Origin of the sequence: Bradyrhizobium sp. CCBAU 53351 (assembly GCF_015291745.1) — a bacterium.
Lineage (GTDB): Bacteria > Pseudomonadota > Alphaproteobacteria > Rhizobiales > Xanthobacteraceae > Bradyrhizobium.
The window spans coordinates 2,274,527-2,297,070 of sequence record NZ_CP030059.1 but is presented as its reverse complement, the minus strand read 5'-3'; the positions used below and the strand labels follow the sequence as shown (position 1 = coordinate 2,297,070).

The 22,544-nt window shown below is 64.7% G+C and carries 19 protein-coding genes and 1 pseudogene; 10 read left to right on the top strand and 10 right to left on the bottom strand.

All coding sequences use genetic code 11. The features are described from left to right. Nucleotides 1-230: 230 nt before the first annotated feature. The 4 genes from XH83_RS10825 to XH83_RS10810 form a co-directional block, all read right to left on the bottom strand. Entirely contained in the window at nt 231-686 is a 456-nt protein-coding gene (locus XH83_RS10825; protein WP_194406982.1) for a phasin, read from the bottom strand. A 213-nt stretch (nt 687-899) separates the two neighbouring features. Continuing rightward, a complete protein-coding gene (locus tag XH83_RS10820) occupies nt 900-1,493 on the bottom strand; it encodes a GNAT family N-acetyltransferase (RefSeq protein ID WP_194406981.1) in 594 nt (197 codons plus the stop codon). Beyond that, nucleotides 1,490-2,572, bottom strand: coding sequence for an alpha/beta hydrolase (locus XH83_RS10815; RefSeq protein ID WP_194406980.1), 1,083 nt, complete (start codon nt 2,570-2,572; stop codon nt 1,490-1,492). Before XH83_RS10815 ends, XH83_RS10820 begins: the two co-directional genes overlap by 4 nt. Beyond that, the gene (locus XH83_RS10810; RefSeq protein ID WP_194406979.1) at nt 2,569-2,952 is read right to left on the bottom strand and encodes a hypothetical protein; all 384 of its coding nucleotides are present in this window, start codon (nt 2,950-2,952) and stop codon (nt 2,569-2,571) included. The genes XH83_RS10815 and XH83_RS10810 overlap by 4 nt, the downstream gene beginning before the upstream one ends. Before the next feature lie 160 nt (nt 2,953-3,112). Between XH83_RS10810 and XH83_RS10805 the strand changes: the two genes are divergently transcribed. Beyond that, complete coding sequence (locus XH83_RS10805; RefSeq protein ID WP_194406978.1) at nt 3,113-4,027, top strand: alpha/beta fold hydrolase; 915 nt, start codon at nt 3,113-3,115, stop codon at nt 4,025-4,027. Here the strand turns inward: XH83_RS10805 and XH83_RS10800 are convergent. The 6 genes and pseudogenes from XH83_RS10800 to XH83_RS10775 form a co-directional block, all read right to left on the bottom strand. Beyond that, nucleotides 4,024-4,698, bottom strand: a complete 675-nt coding sequence (locus XH83_RS10800) for a spermidine synthase (RefSeq protein ID WP_194406977.1) — start codon at nt 4,696-4,698, stop codon at nt 4,024-4,026. The genes XH83_RS10805 and XH83_RS10800 overlap by 4 nt on opposite strands. A 30-nt stretch (nt 4,699-4,728) precedes the next feature. Further along, a complete protein-coding gene (locus XH83_RS10795) occupies nt 4,729-7,965 on the bottom strand; it encodes a bifunctional cytochrome P450/NADPH--P450 reductase (RefSeq protein WP_194406976.1) in 3,237 nt (1,078 codons plus the stop codon). Between the two features lie 152 nt (nt 7,966-8,117). Then, nucleotides 8,118-9,112, bottom strand: a pseudogene (locus tag XH83_RS10790) (alpha/beta fold hydrolase). A gap of 10 nt (nt 9,113-9,122) precedes the next feature. Continuing rightward, a complete protein-coding gene (locus XH83_RS10785) occupies nt 9,123-10,673 on the bottom strand; it encodes a wax ester/triacylglycerol synthase family O-acyltransferase (protein WP_194406975.1) in 1,551 nt (516 codons plus the stop codon). Between the two features lie 48 nt (nt 10,674-10,721). Continuing rightward, nucleotides 10,722-11,522, bottom strand: coding sequence for a triacylglycerol lipase (locus XH83_RS10780; protein ID WP_194406974.1), 801 nt, complete (start codon nt 11,520-11,522; stop codon nt 10,722-10,724). A gap of 3 nt (nt 11,523-11,525) precedes the next feature. Beyond that, entirely contained in the window at nt 11,526-11,783 is a 258-nt protein-coding gene (locus XH83_RS10775; protein ID WP_028135213.1) for a DUF6489 family protein, read from the bottom strand. Between the two features lie 373 nt (nt 11,784-12,156). Here XH83_RS10775 and XH83_RS10770 point away from each other — a divergent pair, with 373 nt between their 5' ends. The 9 genes from XH83_RS10770 to XH83_RS10730 all read left to right on the top strand — a co-directional run bounded on the left by XH83_RS10770 (nt 12,157) and on the right by XH83_RS10730 (nt 22,537). Further along, complete coding sequence (locus XH83_RS10770; RefSeq protein ID WP_194406973.1) at nt 12,157-13,752, top strand: ABC transporter substrate-binding protein; 1,596 nt, start codon at nt 12,157-12,159, stop codon at nt 13,750-13,752. A gap of 104 nt (nt 13,753-13,856) precedes the next feature. Beyond that, nucleotides 13,857-14,837, top strand: a complete 981-nt coding sequence (locus XH83_RS10765; RefSeq protein WP_194406972.1) for an ABC transporter permease — start codon at nt 13,857-13,859, stop codon at nt 14,835-14,837. 11 nt (nt 14,838-14,848) lie between these two features. Further along, entirely contained in the window at nt 14,849-15,820 is a 972-nt protein-coding gene (locus XH83_RS10760) for an ABC transporter permease (protein WP_194406971.1), read from the top strand. 43 nt (nt 15,821-15,863) lie between these two features. Further along, complete coding sequence (locus XH83_RS10755) at nt 15,864-16,850, top strand: ABC transporter ATP-binding protein (RefSeq protein ID WP_194406970.1); 987 nt, start codon at nt 15,864-15,866, stop codon at nt 16,848-16,850. Further along, entirely contained in the window at nt 16,847-17,836 is a 990-nt protein-coding gene (locus tag XH83_RS10750) for an ABC transporter ATP-binding protein (protein WP_194406969.1), read from the top strand. The genes XH83_RS10755 and XH83_RS10750 overlap by 4 nt, the downstream gene beginning before the upstream one ends. Before the next feature lie 82 nt (nt 17,837-17,918). Continuing rightward, a complete protein-coding gene (locus tag XH83_RS10745) occupies nt 17,919-19,724 on the top strand; it encodes a gamma-glutamyltransferase family protein (RefSeq protein WP_194406968.1) in 1,806 nt (601 codons plus the stop codon). 10 nt (nt 19,725-19,734) lie between these two features. Continuing rightward, nucleotides 19,735-20,445, top strand: coding sequence for a DUF1028 domain-containing protein (locus XH83_RS10740; protein WP_194406967.1), 711 nt, complete (start codon nt 19,735-19,737; stop codon nt 20,443-20,445). Then, nucleotides 20,442-21,431, top strand: a complete 990-nt coding sequence (locus tag XH83_RS10735; RefSeq protein WP_194406966.1) for an ABC transporter ATP-binding protein — start codon at nt 20,442-20,444, stop codon at nt 21,429-21,431. The genes XH83_RS10740 and XH83_RS10735 overlap by 4 nt, the downstream gene beginning before the upstream one ends. Further along, nucleotides 21,431-22,537, top strand: coding sequence for an ABC transporter ATP-binding protein (locus tag XH83_RS10730; protein ID WP_194406965.1), 1,107 nt, complete (start codon nt 21,431-21,433; stop codon nt 22,535-22,537). Before XH83_RS10735 ends, XH83_RS10730 begins: the two co-directional genes overlap by 1 nt. The last annotated feature ends 7 nt before the right edge of the window (nt 22,538-22,544 follow it).

The window sequence follows — 22,544 nt, the reverse complement described above, 5'->3', positions numbered from 1 at the left end:
TCACGGCGTCAAGCGCCAAGGACCCAACGGCTTCCCGCCCACTCCACCATGACAGGATTTCGATACACAGGGACCCAGCATGGCCCGCGGGATCAGCAGTGCACCACGCCACCTGGACGATGCATCGCATCGCCCGGGCGCGCTGCGCTGCATCCGGGGAACGCAGCAGACAAAAACAAAAGGCCCGCCGAAGCGGGCCTCAAATTTCAGTTTGCACTCAGGGCGCCGGATCAGGCGGTCTTGTTGTAGACCTTGGCGAAATTGTCCTGAACGGACTTCGCACCGTTGGCGGCGAGCTTGCCGAAATAGTCGGCGGTCGCCTTGGCACGCGAGACGAACACTTCGCCGCGCGAACGGAGCAGGCCCGACTGGATCTCGACGGCCTCGCTGAACGACTTGGCGGAAGCGAGCTTGTCGATGCTGGAGAAGAACGCCTCGGCGTCCTCGTAGATCGCCTGCTGGATGTTGCGGCTGATCTTGCCGGCTTCAGTGACGGATTCGGTCACCGCGTTCTCGACGGCGGCAGTCACGCGCTCGGAACCGGCGAAAGCCTCGGCAGCACGGTCCTTGGCGGTGTTGGCGGTCTTCTTGACGAACTCGCGGGCGGCCTCGGGAACTTCCAGGTTCTGGATGTTCTTGAAAGCGTCCTTGAAGCCCTCGAAAGCGGTGTTGGTTTCAGTGGTCATGGGGTTCTCTCCATCCTCATTAGGTTGAGCTATGGGCTCACCCCGTCCGTATCGGCCCGGGGCACGTCCTATATGGCATAGTTAATTGTGCGATGCAATATTCATATTGCAGTGCGATATCACGAATTCGTGAACAGCCTTAATGGAAGGCACTTCGATGCCTCCCTGGCCAACGGGTTCTCAGCGGAGCTTCCGGCGCCGGCTGCCCGGCCCCTAGTGTTGCACCGCCCCCGGCAGCCCATAGGCCTCCATTTGGGCCTGAACCTGCGCGATGTTGTGGCCGAGCACCACGATATCATGGGTCTTGCCCTCGACGTCCCGGACGTGGTCGCGCAGCAACGCTTCGGCCTTGAAGCCGAGGCTCTCGAACAGGGCGATGGCGGCCTGCTGGTCGACCGTCATCTGGACCGAGAGCTTTTCCAGGCCCGCCCCAAGTGCGAGCGCAAAGGTCTCCTGCGACAGCGCCCGCCCCACTCCCTTGCCCCGCACATCGAGCGAGACCACCATCCGGATCTCGCCGACATGGGGCGACCATGAATGAGGATCGCGCACCAGCGTGCCGCAGCCGACGACCTTGCCGTCCCTGACCGCGAGCAAGCTCGTGATCGCGCCGCGCTCGATCTCCTTGACCCAGGCCGACAGCACCTTCGGCTCGCTGATGTTGCGCGGCAGGAACAGCAAATCGTGCGTCGGCAGGCCCTTGCCGAAGGCGAGCACCGCAGCTTCGTCTGAAGGTGCCATCAGGCGAATCTCGATATCGCCGGCGTCGGTCTTGACGTGACGCGGATAGGAACGCTGCTCGCTCATATCGATCTCTTTCCCAGCCAGGTATCCAGTTTCGGCCACAGCCGCTTCACGGCGTTGGCACCTGCGACCAGCGAGACGTGACCGCCTTTCAGCATCACCTCTTCCTTGTCCGCGGATCCAATCTTCGTAATCAGGTGCTTGGCGGCCTCATACGGCACGATGTGGTCGTGCTCGGCCACCGCATGCAGGATCGGCACCTTGATATTCTCCAGCTTCGCCGCGCGGCCACCGACCGACATGGTGTCGTTGAACAGCTTGTTGTCCCACATCAGGTCCTTGGTGATGGTGCGGAAATACTCGCCCGCCAACGGCAGCGTGTCGGTCGCCCAGCGGTCGAACATCCGGTAGGATTTCACGAACTCGTCGTTCCAGATGTTTTCCCAGAGCTGGATCTGGCTCACGGTGCGCGAGGCCGGGCGCAGCATCTCGAACGAGGACAGGATCATCTCCGGCGGCACGTTGCCGACACTGTCGACGAGATGGTCGACGTCGAAATAGCGACGGTCGGAGAAGTTCGAGAACAGCTTCATCTCGCGGAAGTCGATCGGCGTGGTGAAGCAGATCAGGTTCTTCATCGGCCCTTCCGCGTGGATCGAGCCATAGAGCAGCGACAACACGCCGCCGAAGCAATAGCCGATGACGGAGACGTCCTGCTCGCCGGAGTCCGCCTGCACGCGGCGAACGCAATCCGGGATGAAGTCGAGGACATAGTCCTCCATCCGCAGGCTCTTCTCCTCCGGCCGCGGCGCGCTCCAGTCGAGCATATAGACGTCGTAGCCGCGCTTGAGCAGGAACTCGATGAAGCTCTGGCCGGGGACGAGATCGAGAATATAGCCGCGGTTGGTGGTGGCCATCACGATCAGCACCGGTACGCGGTAGATCTCGTCCGACATCGGCCGGTAGTGATAGAGGCTCATCGTGCCGCGCGAATGCAGCACGTCCTTCGGTGTCGAGCCGAGCGAAGGGCCCGAGGTCGAGAAATATTCAACGCCCTTGATGCTGCGCTGGATGGCGCGCTGCACCTCGGACTGGATGCGGTCCGGGATGGATGCGAAATCGAGTCCCGTCGGCGCGTTCATGTCGGCTCTCCGTTCTCGGAGGGCGGACGCTTGGTGCGCGGCGGCCGCGGCGTGCCATCCAAGCCTTGCGCGATGCCGGAACTCGCCGCCATCTGGTTCAGCATCGACTTCATCTCGCCGATCTGGGCCTCGATCGACTGCAACCGCTCCGCAAGACCCGTGATCTGCTCCCGGCTCGGCAAATTCATCGTGACGAGGTATTTCTCCATGAGCTCGCCGAGCTGCTTCTGAGCACCTGCAGCAACTCCGCCCGCACGGTTCATCGCCTGCGAAAATTCCGGCGACGACATGGCCTGATTGGCGAAAGAGTTGAACCCTTTCTCCATCTCACCAACCATCTTCTGCCACATGGCAACGGGGTCGTTGGTCTTGTCGGTCATCGGCGTCCTCCTGAAATCGAGAGCTGCGATGCCCTTCTTTTCTCGCCATACCACACCGTTGCGCGATGCCGGTCAACCGGCAAGCACGCCCGCCACTTGGCACGCCGCTTCTTTGAGACGGGAAACCGTGCGATACAGCATCGATCAGCAGGAGGGACCCGTGACCAGCCATCAGCCGCCCCAGACCGTCCGCGCCAACGGCATCGACATCTGCTACGAGATTTTTGGCAACGACAATTCCGAGCCGCTGCTGCTGATCATGGGGCTCGGAGCGCAGATGATCCACTGGGACGATGCGTTCTGCGAGCAGCTTGCCGCGCGCGGTTTCCGCGTGATCCGCTTCGACAACCGCGATATCGGCAAGTCCAGCCATCTCACCGGCGGCAAGCGCCTGACGCCGCTCGAGCTATTGAAGCTGCGCTTCCTCAGGATTCCCGTCGCCGCGACCTACAGACTGATCGACATGGCGAAGGACACGGTCGGGCTGATGGATGCGCTCGGCATCAAGTCGGCGCATCTGGTCGGGGCGTCCATGGGCGGCATGATCGCGCAGGAGGTCACGTTGTCGTTTCCGCACCGCGTCCGTTCGCTGACATCGATCATGTCGACGACAGGCAATCCGCGCATCCCGCCGCCGTCGCGCGAGGCTGCCGCGATGCTGATGGCGCCACCGCCGCGCAGCAAGGAAGAATTCATGGTCCGCTACGGCCAGACCTGGAAAGTGCTCCGCGCAGGGCATTTTCCGGAGGAGGAAGCCCTGGACCCGGGTCGTGCCGAGCGCGTGTTCGCCCGCGGGCTCAATCCGGCCGGCGTCGGCCGTCAGCTCCGCGCCGTGCTGGCATCCGGCAGTCGCAAGGAACGGTTGCACGCCGTGCAGACGCCGACACTCGTCATTCACGGCACCGTCGATCCGCTGGTGCGCCCCGAAGGCGGCAAGGACACGGCGGCGTCGATCCCGAATGCAAAGCTGCTGATGATCGAAGGCATGGGCCACGCGCTGCCGATGCGGTTCTGGCCGGAGATCATCGGCGCCATCGACAAGCACGCGCATGGCGCGGCGGCACAGGCCGCTTAACTCTTCCTCGCGATCCAGATCACGTGGCGCGCGCCGCCGCCTCTGCCGGTGGCGCGGACAGCGACTTCGTTGACGTCCAAGCCGACGCGCTTGAGACGCTTGGTGAATGCGGGGTTGGGTCCGGACGACCACACCGCCAGCACGCCGCCCGGCCGCAGGGCCGTCTTCGCCGCCGTTAGCCCGCTCGCATTGTAGAGCGCGTCGTTGTCCTTTCGGGTCAAACCCTCGGGCCCGTTGTCGACGTCCAGGAGAATGGCGTCGTAGGCTGCGCTCTTCGCACGGATGATCTCGCCGACGTCGATTTCCCTTATGTCCACCCTGGGATCATCGAGGCTGTCGCCGAAGACCTCCGCCATCGGGCCTTTCGCCCAGCTCACCACCGCCGGCACGAGCTCGGAGACCACGATCTTCGCCTTGGACCCGAGCACGGCGAGCGCCGCGCGCAAGGTAAAACCCATGCCGAGGCCGCCGATCAGAACGACGGGTTTTGCGACTCTCTCGATCTGCTTTGCGGCAAGCGTCGCGAGCGCGGCTTCCGACCCGGACAGGCGATTGTTCATCAGCTCGTTGGTGCCGAGCTTGATGGAGAACTCCTTGCCCCGCCGCATCAGGCGAAGCTCTTCGTCGGAGCCGGGGATCTTGGCGGTGTCGATTTTTTCCCAGGGAATCATGGGCGACGTTTAGCACGGTCGGACGAATAATCACCCGCCCGCCCAGACGTCGAGCACATAGCGGTTCTGCGTCCCCATCTCCTCGATCCAGCGCGCACTGGCGGCGGCATCACTGCCGCTCTTCTCGCGATGGATCGCAACCAGCGCCGCCTTCACGTCCGGCTCCATCTTGCTGCCGTCGCCGCAGACATAGATGATCGCGCCCTGCTCGATCAGCGGCCAGACCTTGTCCTTCTGCGCGGCCAGCACGTGCTGCACATAGGTCTTCGGTCCGTCGGCACGCGAGAACGCCGTGAACAGCTCGGTGATGCCGCTGGCCGCCAGCGCCTTCAGCTCCTCCGCGTAGAGAAAATCCTGATCCGGATGGCGGCAACCGAAGAACAGCATGGATGGCCCGAGGCTGGCCCCCTTCGCCTTGCGCGCGGCGCGCTCCTGCAGGAAGCCGCGGAACGGCGCAAGGCCGGTGCCCGGGCCGATCATGATGATCGGCACGGATGGATCGTCCGGCAGGCGGAAGCCAGCCTTGGTCTCACGCACGGTGGCATAGACCGTATCGCCCACGCGGCGATTGGCCAGATAGTTCGAGCAGATTCCCTTGTAGACCCCGCGGCCGGAGGCGGCGGGACCTTCGACCACGCCGACCGTGACGCTGCAGCGCGCCGGGTCCACCGACGGCGAGGACGAGATCGAGTAATAGCGCGGCGCCAGCAGCGAGAGCATCTCCAGATAGACGTGGAACGGCAATTCGCAGGCGGGATATTCGAGCAATAGATCGAACACCGATTTGCGCTTGGCCAGGATCTCGGCGCGATAGCGCTCGAGCGGCTCCGTCTCCTCGCCGACGAAGGCCAGCAACTTCGGCTTGGTGACAGGACAGCGGGTGTGCTCCGCCATGATCTGGATCTGCTTGCGCGTCGCGACCTGCTGCAGCTCGACGAACTCGCTGAGCAGGCGCCCGACCGACACGGCATCTCCCACCGGCAATTGCGCGCGGCGGCCTTCGGCGACCTGGAGCCTGATCTGGTCCGCCGGCAGGAAGCCGAAGCGACGCGCCACCGAATCCACCAGGGTTGGATCGTTGCGCGGGACGACGCTGAGGTGATCGCCGACGCGGTAGCTGACATTGGACGGCAGCTGCACCTCGATATGGCGCGTCGAGCGCTCCGACGGATTGGCCCCGCCCTTGTTCTGAAGCTCGTCGTTGGCGAGCACCTTCATTGCCACAGCGCCGCCCTGGGCGACGATGGTGTTGACGGCGGTCACCGCCACAGGCTCGATCGCGTAGAGCGGATCGTCCTCGGCGGTGCGGGTGAAATTCCAGTCGATGCCGAATTCCTTGGTCGCGACCTGGGCGGCGGCCGGGAACCATTTTTGGAACTGGCCATCGAGATCGCTGCGCGCATCGCCCTCGCCACGCGGATAAACCGCACGTGCGCCGTGCTTCGACAATTGCTCGTCGATCAGGCGCGGCACCGATTGATAGGTCGCAGCCCAGTCGCTGTTGCCGCAGCCGAACACGGCATAGCGCACACCCGCAAAGGCATCCTTCGGCAGATCGTCGCCCAGCCATTTGACGAACTGCGTCGCGTTGTCGGGCGGTGCACCATTATAGGAGGCGCAGATGATGAGCACGCCACCCTCCCGCGGCAGCTTGCCGACATAATCGTCGAGCGGGCCGAGATGCACGGCAAAGCCGTTGATCTCGGCAAGGTCGGCCATGCGCGTCGCGAGTTCCTCGGCGGTGCCGAGGTTGGAGCCGTACAGCACCAGCATCGGCGTGTTATGGCCGGGCCGGGCCGTCGGCTGACGCGGCGCCTTCGGCGCTGAACCGGTAGCCGCAACGGGCCCACCATAGGCACCCCGCTCGCGATCGGCGCGCGGACGTACCTTGATCTTGAAGCCCTCCGGCTTCATCGTCAGCGTTTCCTTCAGATGCATCTGGTAGCGCTGGTGGTCGATCAGCTTGAAGCGCTGCAGGATCATGCCGAGCGCCAGCGCGGCCTCGTGCATCGCAAAGCCGCGGCCGATGCAGGCGCGCTGGCCGTTTCCGAACGGCTTCCAGGCATTGATCGGCCGCTTCGCCTCCGCCTCGCGGCTGAAATTCTCGGGATCGAAGGCATCGGGATTCGGCCCCCAGACGGAGGGATCGCGATGCAGCGCGGTCACCAGGATCGTGGTGAAGGTGCCTTTCCGAAGCTTGTACTTGCCGCCTCCAATGGTCTCGTCGTTCAGCGGGGAGATGCCGTAGGCCGGCGCCGGCGGCCACAGTCGCAGCGCTTCTTTCAGGATCTGCGTGATGTAGGTGAGCTGCGTCACCTGCTGATAGGTCGGCTTCGCGTTGACGTCGGGACCGAAGACGCGGTCGACCTCGTCATAGGCCTTCTTGAGAATGTCCGGATGCTTGAGCAGCGCATAGAGCGTGTAGGACAACAGCCCGCTGGTGGTCTCGTGGCCCGCGATCAGGAACGTGTTGATCTGATAGCGGATGTTGACGTCGTCGAGTTGCTCTCCGGTCGAACGATCGACGCCGGTCATCATCGCGGCCAGCATGTCCTTCTTGTCGTCGATCCCCTCCGCGCTCTTGCGCCGCTCGGCGATGATCTCGTCGACCATCTTGTTCATGAAGGCGACGTCTTCGGCCAGCGTCTTGCGCCGCTTCTGCATCCAGATCTGCTCGAACGGCAGGCCGCGCGTCATCATGATGGTTTCGAGCGAGCGCACCAGCGACTCGACGAAGGGATGGTAGTCCCGCCGGTAGAACGAATTGAAGCGATAGTCGAAGCCGCACAGCCCGATCGTATCAAGCGTCAGCGCGGTCATGTCGTGGACGACATCGATCTCCTCGTCGGCGTTGAGCCGTTCCCATTTCTGGACGAGCTGCTCGGCGATGTCGACCATGCTCGAATGGTAAGACTGCATGGCGCGGTTGCCGAAGGGCTGGAGCAGGATGTTGTGCGCCTTGCTCCAGTTCGGCTCCTTGGTGTCGGCCGTGAAAAGCCCGTCGCCGCCGACCGCGCGCACGCGCCGCAGCGCGCCGCGCACTGTCTTGTCGAACCGCTTCTCGTCGGAGAGCTCGTCGACGAGGTCGTGGCCTGACACGACGACGATCGGCGAGCCCATCATGTCGAGCCAGAAGATCGGGCCGAGCTCCTTGGCGAGCCGCGTCAGGTGCTGCACGGGAGCAGCCGAATCCAGCGACAGCATGTTGCCGACCACGGGCTTGGTCGGCGGATGCGGGATTGGGTCCAGACGGTTCTTGGATGACATTTAACTTCGCTTCCCCCTCTTGCCGTCATTCCGGGCGATGAGCAGCATCGAACCCGGACTGTCGAGGTTCCGGGTCTGGTCCCCAGGGTCGCTTCGCGATCCCTTCGGACCATCCCGGAACGACGGTGCCACTTACCTGGACGACCGCGTCGTCAACCAAACCGCCTTCTACGCCATTCGATCAGCTTGGCGCTGACCTCTTCCGGCTTCTCCTGCTGCGTCCAATGGCCGCTATCCTTCACCAGATATTTCTCGAGATCGCCGATCAGCTTCTCCATGCCGTCGGCCGCGGACGGCGGCAGCACCGCATCGTTCTCCGCCATGATCATCAGCGAGGGCACATGGACGTTGTGATCCAGGCCCTTCGACCGCTCCCAGTTACGGGAGAAGTTGCGATACCAGTTGATACCGCCGGTGAAACCAGTTTTCGTGAAGGTGTCGACGAACACCTTCTTCTCGTCGGCCGACAGGATCGGTGCGCGCGGATCGACTTTGGCATCGTAGGCTGCGATCATTTGCGGAAACGCCAGATTGGTCTTCGACGAGGCGCCGACACCCGCGATCGGCGGCTCATCGGCCTTTGCCGGCGGCGCGCCAGCGGCTTGCGCATGAAGGCATCGAACGTCTGCTCGACGCGGCTGCCGAAGATCCTGTCCGGCCCGCGCGCGGGATCCTGGAACTGGACGATATACATCTGATCGCCGAAGCGCTGGCGAAACAGGGCGATGGGGTCGATCGGCGTGCGGTCCCAATGCGGGGTATTGACGCCAACCACGCCGGCGACGCGCGAAGGGTGCCGCAACGGCATCTGCCAGACGACGAAGCCGCCCCAATCGTGACCGACGAAGATCGCCTTGTCGATATTGAGATGGTCGAGCAGACCGACGAGATCGCCGGTCAGATGCTCCATGTCATAGTCCTCGACCGGCTCGGGCCGGTCGGTCGCGCCATAACCGCGCTGGTCCGGGGCGATCACCCGGATGCCCGCCTCGCTCAGCGCCTTGATCTGGTGACGCCAGGAGAAGGCGAGCTCGGGCCAGCCGTGGCACAGCACGATCGGCGGCTTGTCGTCGGCCGGGCCTGCCTCGTAATAGCCCATGCGGATTCCGTTCGTCTGCGCGAACTGGAGCGGCGGCATTTCAATCATCACGAACTTCCTATTCCGCGGCGCCCTTGATCTCGGCCGCCGGTGGCGCGTAGGCCGCCTCCAGCGCGGCGAACTCCTCCGGCAGCATGTCGCACATCACCTGCACATGCGGAATGATGTTGGCGCCGACGATGAAGCCGAAATCGAGCTGGTCGCGGTAGCTCTGCACGGTGATGTTGAGCGCCTGTCCGTGCGTCGAGATCGACACCGGGAAGATGTGCAGCAGCTCGGCGCCCGCGGCATAGAGCGTCTGCCGCGGCCCCGGCACGTTGGACACCGTGATGTTTGCGGCCGGCGGCAGAACGTCCGAGAGGTTCGAACGGCTGTAGAGCAGCGCCAGGATCTGCACCATGATCGGTGCGCCCAGCATCGAGATGTTGGAGACCTGCGGCATCAAGGCACGCAGCGGATGCGACATCTCCTTGGATTTGGTCGACTGCGCGATGATGGCCTCGAGCCTCGCCTTGGGATCGTCGATATTGGTCGCAATCGCGCAGATCATGCCGAACACCTGGTTGTTGGCCTCGGTGTTTCCCTCCTCACGTAGCGAGATCGGCACGGCCGCCGTCAGCGATTTCGCAGGCAGCGTGCCATATTGCTGCAGATAGCGGCGGACCACGCCGGAGGCGAGCGCCAGCACGACGTCGTTGAGCTTGCCGCCCGCGCGCTTGGCCAGCGCCTTGGAGCGCGACAGCGAGATCGACACGCCGGCAAAGCTGCGCTCCGAGGAGATGGTCTTGTTCAGCATGGTCGGCGGCGAAACCATGCTGGCAAGGCTCTCGCGCGATTTCGGATCGGAGACCTTGCCCAGCACCTCGGAGACGCTCTTGACCATGGTCGGGATATTGCCCGCGAAGCGCACTGCGCTCTCGATCTGGTACATCGCGTTGTCGAACAGGATCGAGCCGATGTCGCTCTTGCCGGTGCGCGGCAGTTGCAGGTTCTGGGCGGCCTTGCCGGCATCGAGGGGCTGGTTGAACAGCTGCTGGTAGGAATCCAGCAGGTTCGCCGCGATGTCGCGCGGCTCCTGCCCCGGCTTGCTTCCGGCCGTCGGCGGCTCGACCTGCCGCGGGATCGGCGAGATATCGTAGATCATGTTGGTCAGCGCCGCGCCGGCGCCGCCGTCGATCGCGGCATGGTGCATCTTGGAATAGAGCCCGACCTCGTTGTCCTTCATGCCCTCGAACACGTAGAACTCCCAGAGCGGGCGGGCACGGTTCAAGAGCTTGGCATGCATCCAGCCGACGATGCGCTCGAGCGTGGCGCGGTCGCGTGGTTGCGGCAGGCTGGCGCGGAAGATGTGACGATCGATGTCGAACTGATCGTCCTCGACCCAGGAGGGATGGTCGATGTCGAGCGGCGCCTTCTCCAGTCGCGCCTTCAGGATCGGCGCGATGTGCAGGCGCGAGACGATCATCGCCTTGAAGTCTTCGAAGAAGTCGCCCTTGTAGTCGTCGGGCAGGCGAAAGATCGCCATGCTCCCGACATGCATCGGCATCTCAGGCGTTTCCAGATAGAGAAACGACGCGTCCAGCGACGACAGCTTCTTACCGTCAGCCATAGTTCCCTCCCGCAAGATTTGACGGGCGCCTTTGGCCGGCGCTTCTCGTCAGGCCGATATTGCCTGTTCCGGCGGGGCATATGCAATGGCAAACGGCCCTGCCCGGTCAAATGGCGAGAATTCTCCCTCCGGCTGGGCCAGACGATCGGCCACGGCCCACAGCGCCGCGGGATTGACCCCGAGGCCGATATGGCTCGCCAGGTGCACTTCGATGTTCTCGGCACGGTCGGAGGGACGCAGCAAGCAGGTCCGCCAGTTCACCACACCGTCGGCACGCGAATAGATCGAGGTTGTCGGCACAGGCAGATCGCCGGCGATCGCCTCGCGCGCTTCCGCAAGATCCTCAACCCGCTCACCGGATAGCGCTTCGTAGAGCCGCGTGGCGTTGGTCGCCCGCACGTCATTGGCAAAGGGGCTGCCGAGCGTGACGACGTAGCGGACCATGTCGGGTGCCCACAGCGCGAGATCGCGGGCGTAGACGCCACCGAGACTCCATCCGACCAGGCTGACCTTGCGTCCGCTCGCAGCATGAATCTCCGTGAGACGGGCACGCAGAGCGTCCCGCATCCGGCCGAGACCGCCGAGATTGCGGCCCATCCGCCAGGCCTGTGCCTCATAGCCCAGCTCGCTGAGATAGCGCCGCATCGGCACCATCGAGAGGTCGCTGGCCAGAAAGCCCGGCAGTGCAAGCACCGGATGGCCGTCGCCCCTCGGCGCCCGCATCAGAATCGGCGACAGCAGCAGGCTCGCATTGAGCTCGAACAGGCCGCGGGCTTCGGCGAGCAACAGACCAAGACCCGGCGGACGAAGCCGGCCTCTCTCCTGCCCCTCCTCCTGCCCGGGCGACACTATTTATTTCTTCTTGTCGCTGCTGCGCGTGCCGCCGAGGCCCGCCATCGTGACGAACATGTCCTGAAACCGCTCGGCGATCTTCGGATCGAACGTGAACCAGCTCTGGATCAGCGATTCCGGCGAGACCTTCTCGATGTTGCTGAGCACCTGCTGCTGCAACTTGTCCATCACCGCCGTTTGCATCGGCCCGACGTCGGGCAGACCGAAGAACTGGCGGGCCTCGAGGGGGGTGCAGTCGATTTCGATGTTAACTTTCATGTCCCCTCCAGATGAGATTCGAGCGGCTTGGCGGGAGTATCGCCGCGACACGGTGTGCAACGCAAGCGACCTGAGGCGGACGGCAAGGCGCCGGCTTCCGCAATCCAGGGGTATGGTCAATCAACCCCCTTTTGGCGACGTCCCGCGGCAGAGGCGTCACCGCACTGCCCCGGGGAATGCACAGGTCGAAAGTCGAATATCTCCACGGGCCTCCACCCCAAATTGCTGGTCAGCATTGCTGCACAGCGGTGCAACTTGGCGCGTTCCTTGCTGGAATGGCGCTTGCACCGGTCGAGAACTCTGGGCAACATGGATTAATCGGCCGGCCGAACAATCAAAAACCACCGGCACGGCGGCGTGGAGAGGGTCAAGAATGTCTGTATGTCGAAGTCTGTTTGCGGCGACGCTCGCCGGTGCATTTGCGTTGACGGTCTCGCCGGCAACCAGCCAGACGCTACGCTATGCCAACCAGGGCGACCTGAAGTCGCTTGATCCCTACACGCTCAACGAGAGCACGACACACGCCCATCTCGGTCACGTCTATCAAGGCCTCACCGCGCGCGACAAGGAGCTCAAGATCATTCCGGCGCTGGCGGAGAGCTGGGAAACCCCCGAGCCGACCCGCTGGCGCTTTCATTTGCGCAAGGGCGTGAAATTCCACAACGGCGACCCCTTCACCGCCGACGACGTCGTGTTCTCCGCCGATCGCGTCCGCAAGAAGGGGTCCAATATGCAGACCCGCCTTGCGCCCGACGTCAAGGTCGTCAAGGTCGACGACTACACCGTCGATTTCGTCCTGCCTTCGCCCAATCCCATCCTGCATAATTCGTGGGATGTCTGGTACATCATGGACAAGAAATGGGCCGAGGAGAACAACGTCGTCGATCCGACGCCGGTGGCGGCGACCACGCCGAGCTACGCCTCGCTGCACGAGAACGGCACTGGCCCCTTCATCATCGAAAGCCATCAGCCCGGCGTGAAGACGGTCTTCAAGGCCAACCCCAATTATTGGGGCAAGATGGAAGGTAATCTGAAGGAGATCATCTTCACCCCGATCTCCTCCGACGCTACCCGTGTCGCCGCGCTGCTCTCCGGCGAGGTCGACGTCATCGAGCCGGTGCCGATCCAGGACATCTCCCGCGTCGATTCCAGCCCGAACGCCCAGGTACTGAAGGGGCCGGAGCTGCGCACGATCTTCATCGGCTTCGACCAGACGCGCGATGAGCTGCTGTACTCCAACATCAAGGGCAAGAACCCGTTCAAGGACGCTCGTGTCCGCGAAGCCTTCTACAAGGCGATCGACATCGAGCTGATCAAGACGCGCGTGATGCGCGGGTTGTCGACGCCGTCAGCCCTGATGATCGCGCCCGAGCTGTTCGTGCTGTCCAAGGAGTTCACGCGGCCGAAATTCGATCCTGACGGCGCTAAGAAGCTCCTGACCGAGGCCGGTTACCCCGATGGCTTCGAGGTCACGATGGATTGCCCGAACGATCGCTACGTCAACGACGCCGCAATCTGCCAGGCCGTCGTCGGCATGCTCGCCCGCATTGGCGTCAAGATCAATCTTTTGGCGCAGCCGAAGGCGCAGTACTTCGCCAAGGTGCTCAAGCAGGGCGGCTATCAGACCTCGTTCTACCTGCTGGGCTGGACGCCGAGCACGATGGACTCGCACAACGTGCTCTACGACATCATGGGCTGCCGCGACGATGCGAAATCCTCGCGCGGCGAGGCCAACCTCGGCGGCTATTGCAACAAGGAGTTCGACGCCATCACCGACAAGGTGCTGGTCGAAACCGACACCGCCAAGCGCAACCAGCTGATCAAGCAGGCCTACGAAATCAGCATCAAGGACTGGGCCTACATTCCGCTGCACCAGCAGGCGCTGGCCTGGGGCGTATCGAAAAAGGTCAACCTGCCGCAGCGCGCCGACAATCTGGTGATGTTCCACTGGGCGACCAAGAAGGAATAGAAGTCGATTGATCACAAGGTCCCGGCAGCGCGAGGCTTCCGGGACCTTTCCTTTTTCCGGCTGACAAAGTCGTCGGCCGCAGGCTCACAAGGACAGTGGAAGGCATGCTCGCTTTCACTCTTCGCCGCGCCATTCAGGCCATCGGCGTCATGTTCGCCGTCGGCATCATCGCCTTCTCGATGTTCCGTTTCGCCGGCGATCCCGTCAACCAGATCGTCTCGATCGACACGTCGGCGGCCGAACGCGAAATCGTGCGCAAATCGCTCGGCCTCGACGACCCCGTGCCGGTGCAGTTCGTACGCTATTTCGCCGATGCCGCGCAGTTCAAGTTCGGCGTCTCCTATCAGTTCCGCCAGCCGGTCTCGACGCTGTTGATGGAGCGCATGCCCGCCACGCTGGAACTTGCGATCTGCGCCACCGTCTTTGCCATGGTGTTCGGCATTCTGATGGGCGTCTATTCGGCACTCAGGCGCGATACCATGTTGGCCAAACTGTTGCAGGCGGTTTCGTTGATAGGCATCTCGTTGCCGACTTTCCTCATCGGCATTCTGCTGATCTATCTGTTTGCGGTGACGTTGGGCTGGCTGCCCTCGTTCGGCCGCGGCGAGGTGGTCAAGCTCGGTTGGTGGAGCACGGGCCTGCTCACGCTGTCGGGACTGAAGGCCTTGATCATGCCCTCGATCACCCTCGGCCTGTTCCAGATGACCTTGATCATGCGGCTGGTGCGCGCGGAGATGCTGGAAGTGCTGCGGACCGACTACATCCGCTTTGCCCGCGCCCGGGGCCTCACCACCCGCGCCATCCATTTCGGCCACGCGCTGAAGAACACGCTAATTCCCGTGATCACGGTGGCCGGGCTCCAGTTTGGCTCGGTTATTGCATTTTCCATCATCACCGAGACCGTATTCCAATGGCCGGGCATGGGGCTGCTCTTCGTGCAAGCCGTGCAAAACGTCGACATCCCGATCATGGCCGCCTATCTGCTGATGGTTTCGCTGATCTTCGTCACCATCAATCTGGTGGTCGACATCCTCTACACCGTGGTCGACCCGCGCCTGCGCGCGACGGTCGGCCGCGCCACATAAGGCAATCCTGCATGTCCGACGCAGTCGCCTCCAGTCCCGACAAGCCGAGCGCACCGCCGGCGCATGCCGGCCGCAGCTGGCTGAGCCGCGCGCTCGACAGCGACATCTTCTATTCGTTCCGCCGCTCCAAGCTGACCATGGTGGCGGCGGCCGTCACCGTGCTGTTCTTCCTGCTCGCGATCTTTGCATCCGCGCTCGCGGTCCAGAATCCGTTCGATCCGGCGCAGCTCCAGTTGATGAACTCGCGCATCTCGCCGCTATGGACCGCCGACGGCCAGGCCCCGTTCCTGCTCGGCACCGACGAGCAGGGCCGCGACGTGTTCTCCGCCATCCTCTACGGCATGCGCATCTCGCTTGCCGTCGGCGTTGCCGGCGTGATCTTCGCGGGTGCGCTCGGCATTGCGCTCGGCCTGATCGCCGGCTATTTCGGCGGTGCGGTCGATGGCGTGATCATGCGGATCGCGGATGTGCAGCTCACCTTCCCAGCCATTCTGATCGCGCTGCTCGTCAACGGCATCGCCAAATCGATCTTCGGCAACCGGCTGGATGCCACCAGCATGCTGGTGGTGCTGGTGATCTCGATCGGCCTGAGTTTCTGGGTGGGGTATGCCCGGACGGTGCGCGGCTCCGTGATGGTCGAGAAGAACAAGGACTACGTGGCGGCCGCGCAGCTGATCGGCCTGCCGGCGCCGAAGATCATGCTGCGGCACGTGCTGCCCAACACGATGGGTCCGATCCTGGTCATCGCCACCATCAACCTCGCGCTCGCCATCATCACCGAGGCGACGCTGTCCTTCCTCGGCGTCGGCCTGCCCGACACGATGCCCTCGCTCGGCACGCTGATCCGCATCGGCAACAACTATCTGTTCGCCGGCGAATGGTGGATCGTCGCCTTCCCGGGCCTCGCGCTGGCCGGGCTGATCCTGTCGATCAATCTGCTCGGCGACTGGTTGCGCGACGCGCTCAATCCGAAACTCCGATGAGCAACACTCTGATGAGCAATCCTTCGATGAATACGCCTCGCTCATGACCGAACCCATCCTCTCCGTGCGTAACCTTCAGGTGGAGTTCGCCTCCCGCCGCGGCACGCTGCGCGCCATCGACGGCGTCTCCTTCGACATCGCCAAGGGCGAGGTGCTGGGCGTGGTCGGCGAATCCGGCGCCGGCAAGTCCGTCACGGGCCTTGCCGTGATCGGCCTGATCGATCCGCCCGGCCGCATCGCCGGCGGCGAGATTCGCCTTGCCGGCCAGCGCATCGACAATCTGCCGCCGGAGGAGATGCGGCGCATCCGTGGCAAGCGGATCGGCATGATCTTCCAGGACCCCCTCACCTCGCTCAATCCGCTCTACCGGGTCGGCGACCAGATCGTCGAGACGATCAGGACCCACCTGAACCTGTCAGAATCCGCCGCGCGCCGCCGCGCCATCGACCTGCTCGCCGAGGTCGGTATTCCCGCGCCGGACAAGCGCATCGACGGCTATCCGCACGAATTCTCCGGCGGCATGCGCCAGCGCGTCGTGATTGCGCTGGCGATCTGCGCCGAGCCCGAGCTGATCATCGCCGACGAGCCGACCACCGCGCTCGACGTCTCCGTGCAGGCGCAGATCATCTCGCTGATCAAGCGGCTCGGCCGCGACCACGGCACCGCCGTGATGCTGGTAACGCACGACATGGGCGTGATCGCGGAGACCTCGGACCGTGTCGCGGTGATGTATGCCGGCCGTGTCGCCGAGATCGGTCCGGTCCAGGATGTCGTCAGAAATCCGCTGCACCCTTACGCCAAGGGCCTGATGGGCGCGATCCCGACGCTGGCCGGCGACGACAAGCGCCTGCAGCAAATTCCCGGCTCTATGCCGCGCCTCTCGGCGATCCCGCGCGGCTGCTCCTTCAATCCGCGCTGCGCCTTCGCGTTCGACCGCTGCCGGGTCGAGCGGCCGGAGCCGTTGCCGCGGGGCGCGCAATCGGTCGCCTGCCATCTCTATGACAGCGTGCCGGCGGAGAGCGCGGCATGAGCACTCCCTTCGTCCAGGCGACAAATTTGCGCCGGGTGTTCGACGTCTCAAAACCCTGGCTCAACCGCGTGCTCGAAGGCGGCCACCTCGAATTTCTCAAGGCGGTCGATCACGTCACCTTCGACATCAGGAAGGGCGAGACGTTTGCGCTGGTCGGCGAGTCCGGCTCGGGCAAGACAACGGTCGCTCGGATGGTCGTCGGCCTCTTGCCGCCGAGCGCGGGCGACGTGCTGATCGACGGCGTCTCGATGACCGATCCGCGGCAGGCGCCTGCGCGCCGCAAGCTGCGCCGCCGCATCCAGATGATCTTCCAGGATCCCTATGCCAGCCTGAACCCGCGCTTCCGCGTCGACGCCATCATCTCCGAGCCGATCCGCGCGTTCGACCTGATCCAGGGCGAGCGCGACATCCAGGCCCGCGTCGGAGAATTGCTCACCCTGGTCGGCCTGCATCCCGACGACCGGCTAAAATTTCCACACGAATTCTCCGGCGGCCAGCGCCAGCGCATCGCGATTGCCAGGGCGCTCGCCTCGGATGCCGAGTTCATCGTCTGCGACGAGCCGACCTCGGCGCTCGATGTTTCCGTGCAGGCGCAGATCCTCAACCTGATGCGCGACCTCCAGGACAAGTTCGGCCTGACCTACATGTTCATCAGCCACAACCTCGCCGTGGTCCGCCACATGGCGAGCCGCGTCGGCGTGATGTATCTCGGCCGCATCGTCGAGATCGCGGAGGGACGCGAGCTGTTCGCCAATCCGCGCATGCCCTACACCAAGATGCTGCTGGGCGCCGTGCCTGACCTTGCCATGAGCGGCCGCCAGCGAATTCCGGTGAAAGGCGAGATCCCGAACCCGATCAATCCGCCCCCCGGCTGCGCCTTCAATCCGCGCTGCCCGCTGGCGTTCGATCTCTGCCGCAAGGAAACGCCGGAACTGATCAACGGCGTCGCCTGCCACGCTGTTAACACCGCGCCGGTCCCAGCGTGACGCGCGCGTGCCATGCGGCCTGCGCATTTGGCATCCCAGCATCGGCTGTGATCAATTGCGCGCGCCGCAAATGAGGTAGCCCATGGCCAGCAACGTCAATCCCGATCCGTTCACGACACGCCCCGAAATCGAGGGCACCTTCGGGGTCGTCGCCACCACGCACTGGATCGCGACAGCCGTCGGCATGGCCATCCTGGAAAAGGGCGGCAACGCCTTCGACGCCGGCGTCGCCACCGCCTTCACGCTGCAGGTGGTCGAGCCGCATCTGAACGGCCCCGGCGGCGACGTGCCCGTCATCGTGCACGACGTGAAGCGCGGCCGCACCGAAGTGATCTGCGGCCAGGGCCCGGCCCCGGCGCGTGCCACGATCGCGCATTACAAGAGCGAGGGCCTCGACATGGTGCCGGGCACCGGCCTGCTCGCCGCCTGCGTCCCCGGCACCTTCGAATCCTGGATGATGCTGCTGCGCGACTACGGCACGATGCGCGTGCGCGACGTGCTGGAGCCCGCGATCTCCTACGCCCGCGATGGCTATCCGCTCGTGGAGCGCGCCTGCGCCACCATCCAGACCGTCGAGCAATTGTTCCGCAAGCACTGGCCAACCTCCGCCGCGGTATACTTGCCGAACGGCGAGGTGCCGAAGCCCGGCACGCTCTTCACCAACAAGACGCTGGCCGCGACCTACGCGCGGATCCTGAGCGAAGCCGAAAGCGGCGGCGGTGGCCGCGATGCCGAGATCGAGCGCGCACGCAAGGCCTGGTCGCAGGGTTTCGTCGCGGAAGCGATCGACAAGTTCTGCCGCACGCAGGAGGTAATGGACGTCAGCGGCTCACCGCATCGCGGCGTGTTGACCGCCGACGACATGGCGCGCTGGCAGCCGACGATCGAAGCGCCGCTCACCTACGATTATGGCCGCTACACTGTTTGCAAGGCCGGCGTCTGGAGCCAGGGTCCGGTCACCCTGCAGCAGCTCGCACTGCTGAAGGGCTTTGCCCTCGACGGCCTGGATCCGACCGGGCCCGAGTTCATCCATCTCCAGATCGAATGCGCAAAACTCGCCTTTGCCGACCGCGAAAAATTCTACGGCGATCCGAAATTCAGCGAGATCCCGATCGCGACGCTGCTATCGGATGCCTATAATGACGAACGCCGCAAGCTCGTCACCGAGAAGGCTTCGCTCGATCTGCGGCCCGGGGCGGTCGAGGGCCTTGGCGGCGTGGTCAAGCTGCGCCGCGCTGAAGGCCAACGCGAAGCCGTTGGCGCTTTAGGCGCCGGTGAACCGACCGTAGGGCGCTTCGGCGAGGTGCGCGGTGACACCGTGCATTTCGACATCATCGACAAGGCCGGCAACATGGTGTCCTCGACACCTTCAGGAGGCTGGCTGCAATCCTCGCCTGTCATTCCCGAACTCGGTTTCTGCCTCGGCAGCCGCGCACAAATGTTCGATCTGGAGGAGAACCAACCTAGTTCGCTCGCGCCAGGCAAGCGCCCGCGCACCACGCTGTCGCCGAGCATGGCGCTGCGGGATGGCGAGCCCTATCTCGCCTGGGGCTCACCCGGCGGCGACCAGCAGGATCAGTGGATCACCCAATTCTTCCTGCGCCACGTCCATTGCAATCTCAATCTGCAGGAAGCCATCGACGCGCCGGCCTGGCATTCCGAGCATTTCCCGATCTCGTTCTGGCCGCGCACTGCGCGTCCAGGCGTGCTCGTGGTCGAGAACCGTGTGCCGAAGGCGACGATCGAAAACCTTCGCGAGCGCGGGCATATCGTCGAGGTCGGCCCCGACTGGTCCGAAGGCCGCCTCACCGCGGCCTCGCGGGTCGGCGTCCGCCGGCGCGCCGCCGCCAATCCGCGCGGCATGCAGGGTTACGCCGCGGGACGCTGATAGGCAGCACATGACCTGGTCGATCATCGCGAAAGATCCTGCCACCGGCCAGTTCGGCATCGCAGTCGCGACCCGGTTCTTCGCCGTCGGCGCGCGCGTGCCGTATATTGAGGCCGGCCTCGGCGCCATCGCGACGCAGGCCTTCGTCAATCCCTATTACGGCATCGACGGCGTCAAGCTCCTGCGCGAGGGCCTCAACGCCCACGACGTGCTTGCCGCCCTGCTCGCGGCGGACGACGGCCGCGAGAGCCGGCAGGTCCACATCATGGATGCGAGCGGCGAAGTCGCTGCACATACCGGGCGCGACTGTGTCGACTGGTGCGGTCACACCGCGGGCAGCGGCTTCTCGATCGCCGGCAACATGCTCGCGGGCGCCGACGTGCTTGCCGAGACGGCAAAGACCTATCTCGCCAACGACAGCCTGCCCTTCCCGCGCCGCCTGCTCGCGGCGATGCGCGCAGGGGAAGCTGCCGGCGGCGACAAACGCGGCAAGCAGTCCGCGGCGCTGCTGATCCACGACGAGGAGGAATGGCCGGCGCTGGACATACGCGCCGACGACCATCCCGACCCACTCGGCGAGCTCGAACGGCTCGAAGCGGTCAGCCATGAGCTGTGGGTGCACTTTCGGCCCTCGATGCCGACGCGGCAGAACCCGGCCGGCAACACCGATCGCAGCGTCATCGACGCCAGCATTCAAGCAGCGCGCGCAAGACGATCATGAGCGCGAGCCCCCTCATCGAGATCACCGAGCTGCGCATCCGCTTCCATGGCGACGACGGCCGCGTCACCCATGCCGTCGACAGCGTCGATCTCAGCGTCGCCAACGGCGCCACGCTCGGCCTCGTCGGAGAATCCGGCTGCGGCAAGAGCGTGACGTCGCTGGCGATCATGGGCTTGTTGCCGAAACAAAGCGCGGAGATATCGGGCGCGATCCGCTTCGACGGCATCGACCTCCTGCGGACGCCGGACCAGACCCTGCGCGACCTGCGCGGCAACCGGCTCGCGATGATCTTCCAGGAGCCGATGACCTCACTCAATCCGAGCTTCACCATCGGCGACCAGATCATCGAGACCATTTTGCGTCACCGCGGCGGCCCGCGGAAGAGCGCGCGCGATCGGGCCATCGAGCTGTTGCGCCGCGTCCACATCCCCTCGCCGGAGCGGCGGATCGACGAATATCCGCACAAGCTCTCCGGCGGCATGCGCCAGCGCGTGATGATCGCGATGGCGCTCGCCTGCGACCCGCGTCTCCTGATCGCCGACGAGCCGACCACCGCGCTCGACGTCACCTTGCAGGCCCAGATCCTGGAGTTGATGCGCGAGCTGAAGGCCGCAAGCGGCGCCGCCATCATCCTGATCACCCACGATCTCGGCGTCGTCGCCGAAGTCTGCGACGAGGTCGCGGTGATGTATGCAGGCGAGATCGTCGAGCGCGCCGCCGTCGATGAGCTGTTCTCCGCGCCGCAGCACCCCTACACCGTCGGCCTGCTCGGCTCGATCCCACGGCTCGACCATCGCGCCGAGCAGCTCGCCACGATCCAAGGCATGGTGCCGAACATGGCGCAGCCGCCGGCCGGCTGCCGCTTCGCCGCGCGCTGCCCGTTCGTGCTGGAGGCTTGCACCAAGGCGCCGCCGCCCTTGATCAAAGTCAGTCCCGGCCACCTCTCGCGCTGCATCCGCGCGCCGCTCGAACGCCTGGTGTCGTGATGGCGCTGCTCGAGGTGACCGGCCTGGTCAAGCATTTCGTCGCCCAGCGCTCGCTGTTCGGCCGGCCGCTGGCGCACGTCAAGGCGGTCGATGGCGTGTCCTTCTCGCTCGATGCCGGAAAGACGCTGGCCCTGGTCGGCGAATCCGGTTGCGGCAAATCCACCGTCAGCCGCCTCCTGCTGCGGCTGATCGAGCCGGATGCAGGTACGGTGCGCTTCAATGGCCGCGACCTGCTCGCGCTGGATGCCGACGGCTTGCGAAAATTCCGTCGCGAGGCGCAGATCATCTTTCAGGATCCCTACGCCTCGCTCAATCCGCGCATGACCGTCGGCCAGATCCTGACCGAGCCACTGGCGCTGCACGATCTCGTGCCGCCGGCGCAGCGGCGCGCGCGCGTCGCGGAGATCCTGCGGCTGGTCGGGCTGGAGCCGCGGCTGGCGCGGCGCTATCCGCACGAATTCTCCGGTGGCCAGCGCCAGCGCATCGCCATCGCCCGCGCGCTCGCGGTCGAGCCGAAGCTGATCATCTGCGACGAGCCGGTCTCGGCGCTCGACGTCTCGATCCGCTCGCAGATCCTCAACCTGTTGCGCGAGCTGCAGGACCGGCTCGGTCTCGCCTACATCTTCGTCTCGCACGACCTCGCCGTGGTCAAGCACATCGCCGACCACGTGGCGGTCATGAATCTCGGCCAGATCGTCGAGACCGCGGAAGCCGACGCGCTGTTCGCATCGCCGCGCCATCCCTATAGCCGGGCGCTGCTGTCCGCGATCCCGCTGCCGCAACCGAAGGCGAAACGAGCGACGGTCCTGCTGCAGGGCGAGATCCCGAGCGCGCTCAATCCGCCCGCGGGCTGCCGCTTTCACACCCGCTGCCCCTTCGTGATCGAGCGCTGCCGCAGCGAAGCGCCGAAGCTCTTGGCCGACGGCACCGGCCATGCCACCGCCTGCCACCGCATCGCGGAGCTGCCGCCAGCCGACGCCATCCTGCCGGCCGCCGGCGGATTTTCGCCCACTCTTGCAAAATTGGTCGCGGCCTTCAGCCAAAAGACGGAAGGCGGAAGCCTCGCCGGGGTTGGTATACAAGGCGCCGCGTCCACAACGACATAGCCGAAGC

Excerpts from the sequence above, each read along its gene's own strand:
- XH83_RS10765 (WP_194406972.1), top strand. The coding sequence starts at position 13,857 with ATGCTCGCTTTCACTCTTCGCCGCGCCATTCAGGCCATCGGCGTCATG.
- XH83_RS10750 (WP_194406969.1), top strand. The coding sequence starts at position 16,847 with ATGAGCACTCCCTTCGTCCAGGCGACAAATTTGCGCCGGGTGTTCGAC.
- XH83_RS10775 (WP_028135213.1), bottom strand. The coding sequence starts at position 11,783 with ATGAAAGTTAACATCGAAATCGACTGCACCCCCCTCGAGGCCCGCCAG.
- XH83_RS10770 (WP_194406973.1), top strand. The coding sequence starts at position 12,157 with ATGTCTGTATGTCGAAGTCTGTTTGCGGCGACGCTCGCCGGTGCATTT.
- XH83_RS10815 (WP_194406980.1), bottom strand. The coding sequence starts at position 2,572 with ATGAACGCGCCGACGGGACTCGATTTCGCATCCATCCCGGACCGCATC.
- XH83_RS10745 (WP_194406968.1), top strand. The coding sequence starts at position 17,919 with ATGGCCAGCAACGTCAATCCCGATCCGTTCACGACACGCCCCGAAATC.
- XH83_RS10795 (WP_194406976.1), bottom strand. The coding sequence starts at position 7,965 with ATGTCATCCAAGAACCGTCTGGACCCAATCCCGCATCCGCCGACCAAG.
- XH83_RS10735 (WP_194406966.1), top strand. The coding sequence starts at position 20,442 with ATGAGCGCGAGCCCCCTCATCGAGATCACCGAGCTGCGCATCCGCTTC.
- XH83_RS10800 (WP_194406977.1), bottom strand. The coding sequence starts at position 4,698 with ATGATTCCCTGGGAAAAAATCGACACCGCCAAGATCCCCGGCTCCGAC.
- XH83_RS10810 (WP_194406979.1), bottom strand. The coding sequence starts at position 2,952 with ATGACCGACAAGACCAACGACCCCGTTGCCATGTGGCAGAAGATGGTT.
- XH83_RS10730 (WP_194406965.1), top strand. The coding sequence starts at position 21,431 with ATGGCGCTGCTCGAGGTGACCGGCCTGGTCAAGCATTTCGTCGCCCAG.
- XH83_RS10760 (WP_194406971.1), top strand. The coding sequence starts at position 14,849 with ATGTCCGACGCAGTCGCCTCCAGTCCCGACAAGCCGAGCGCACCGCCG.
- XH83_RS10825 (WP_194406982.1), bottom strand. The coding sequence starts at position 686 with ATGACCACTGAAACCAACACCGCTTTCGAGGGCTTCAAGGACGCTTTC.
- XH83_RS10740 (WP_194406967.1), top strand. The coding sequence starts at position 19,735 with ATGACCTGGTCGATCATCGCGAAAGATCCTGCCACCGGCCAGTTCGGC.
- XH83_RS10755 (WP_194406970.1), top strand. The coding sequence starts at position 15,864 with ATGACCGAACCCATCCTCTCCGTGCGTAACCTTCAGGTGGAGTTCGCC.
- XH83_RS10820 (WP_194406981.1), bottom strand. The coding sequence starts at position 1,493 with ATGAGCGAGCAGCGTTCCTATCCGCGTCACGTCAAGACCGACGCCGGC.
- XH83_RS10785 (WP_194406975.1), bottom strand. The coding sequence starts at position 10,673 with ATGGCTGACGGTAAGAAGCTGTCGTCGCTGGACGCGTCGTTTCTCTAT.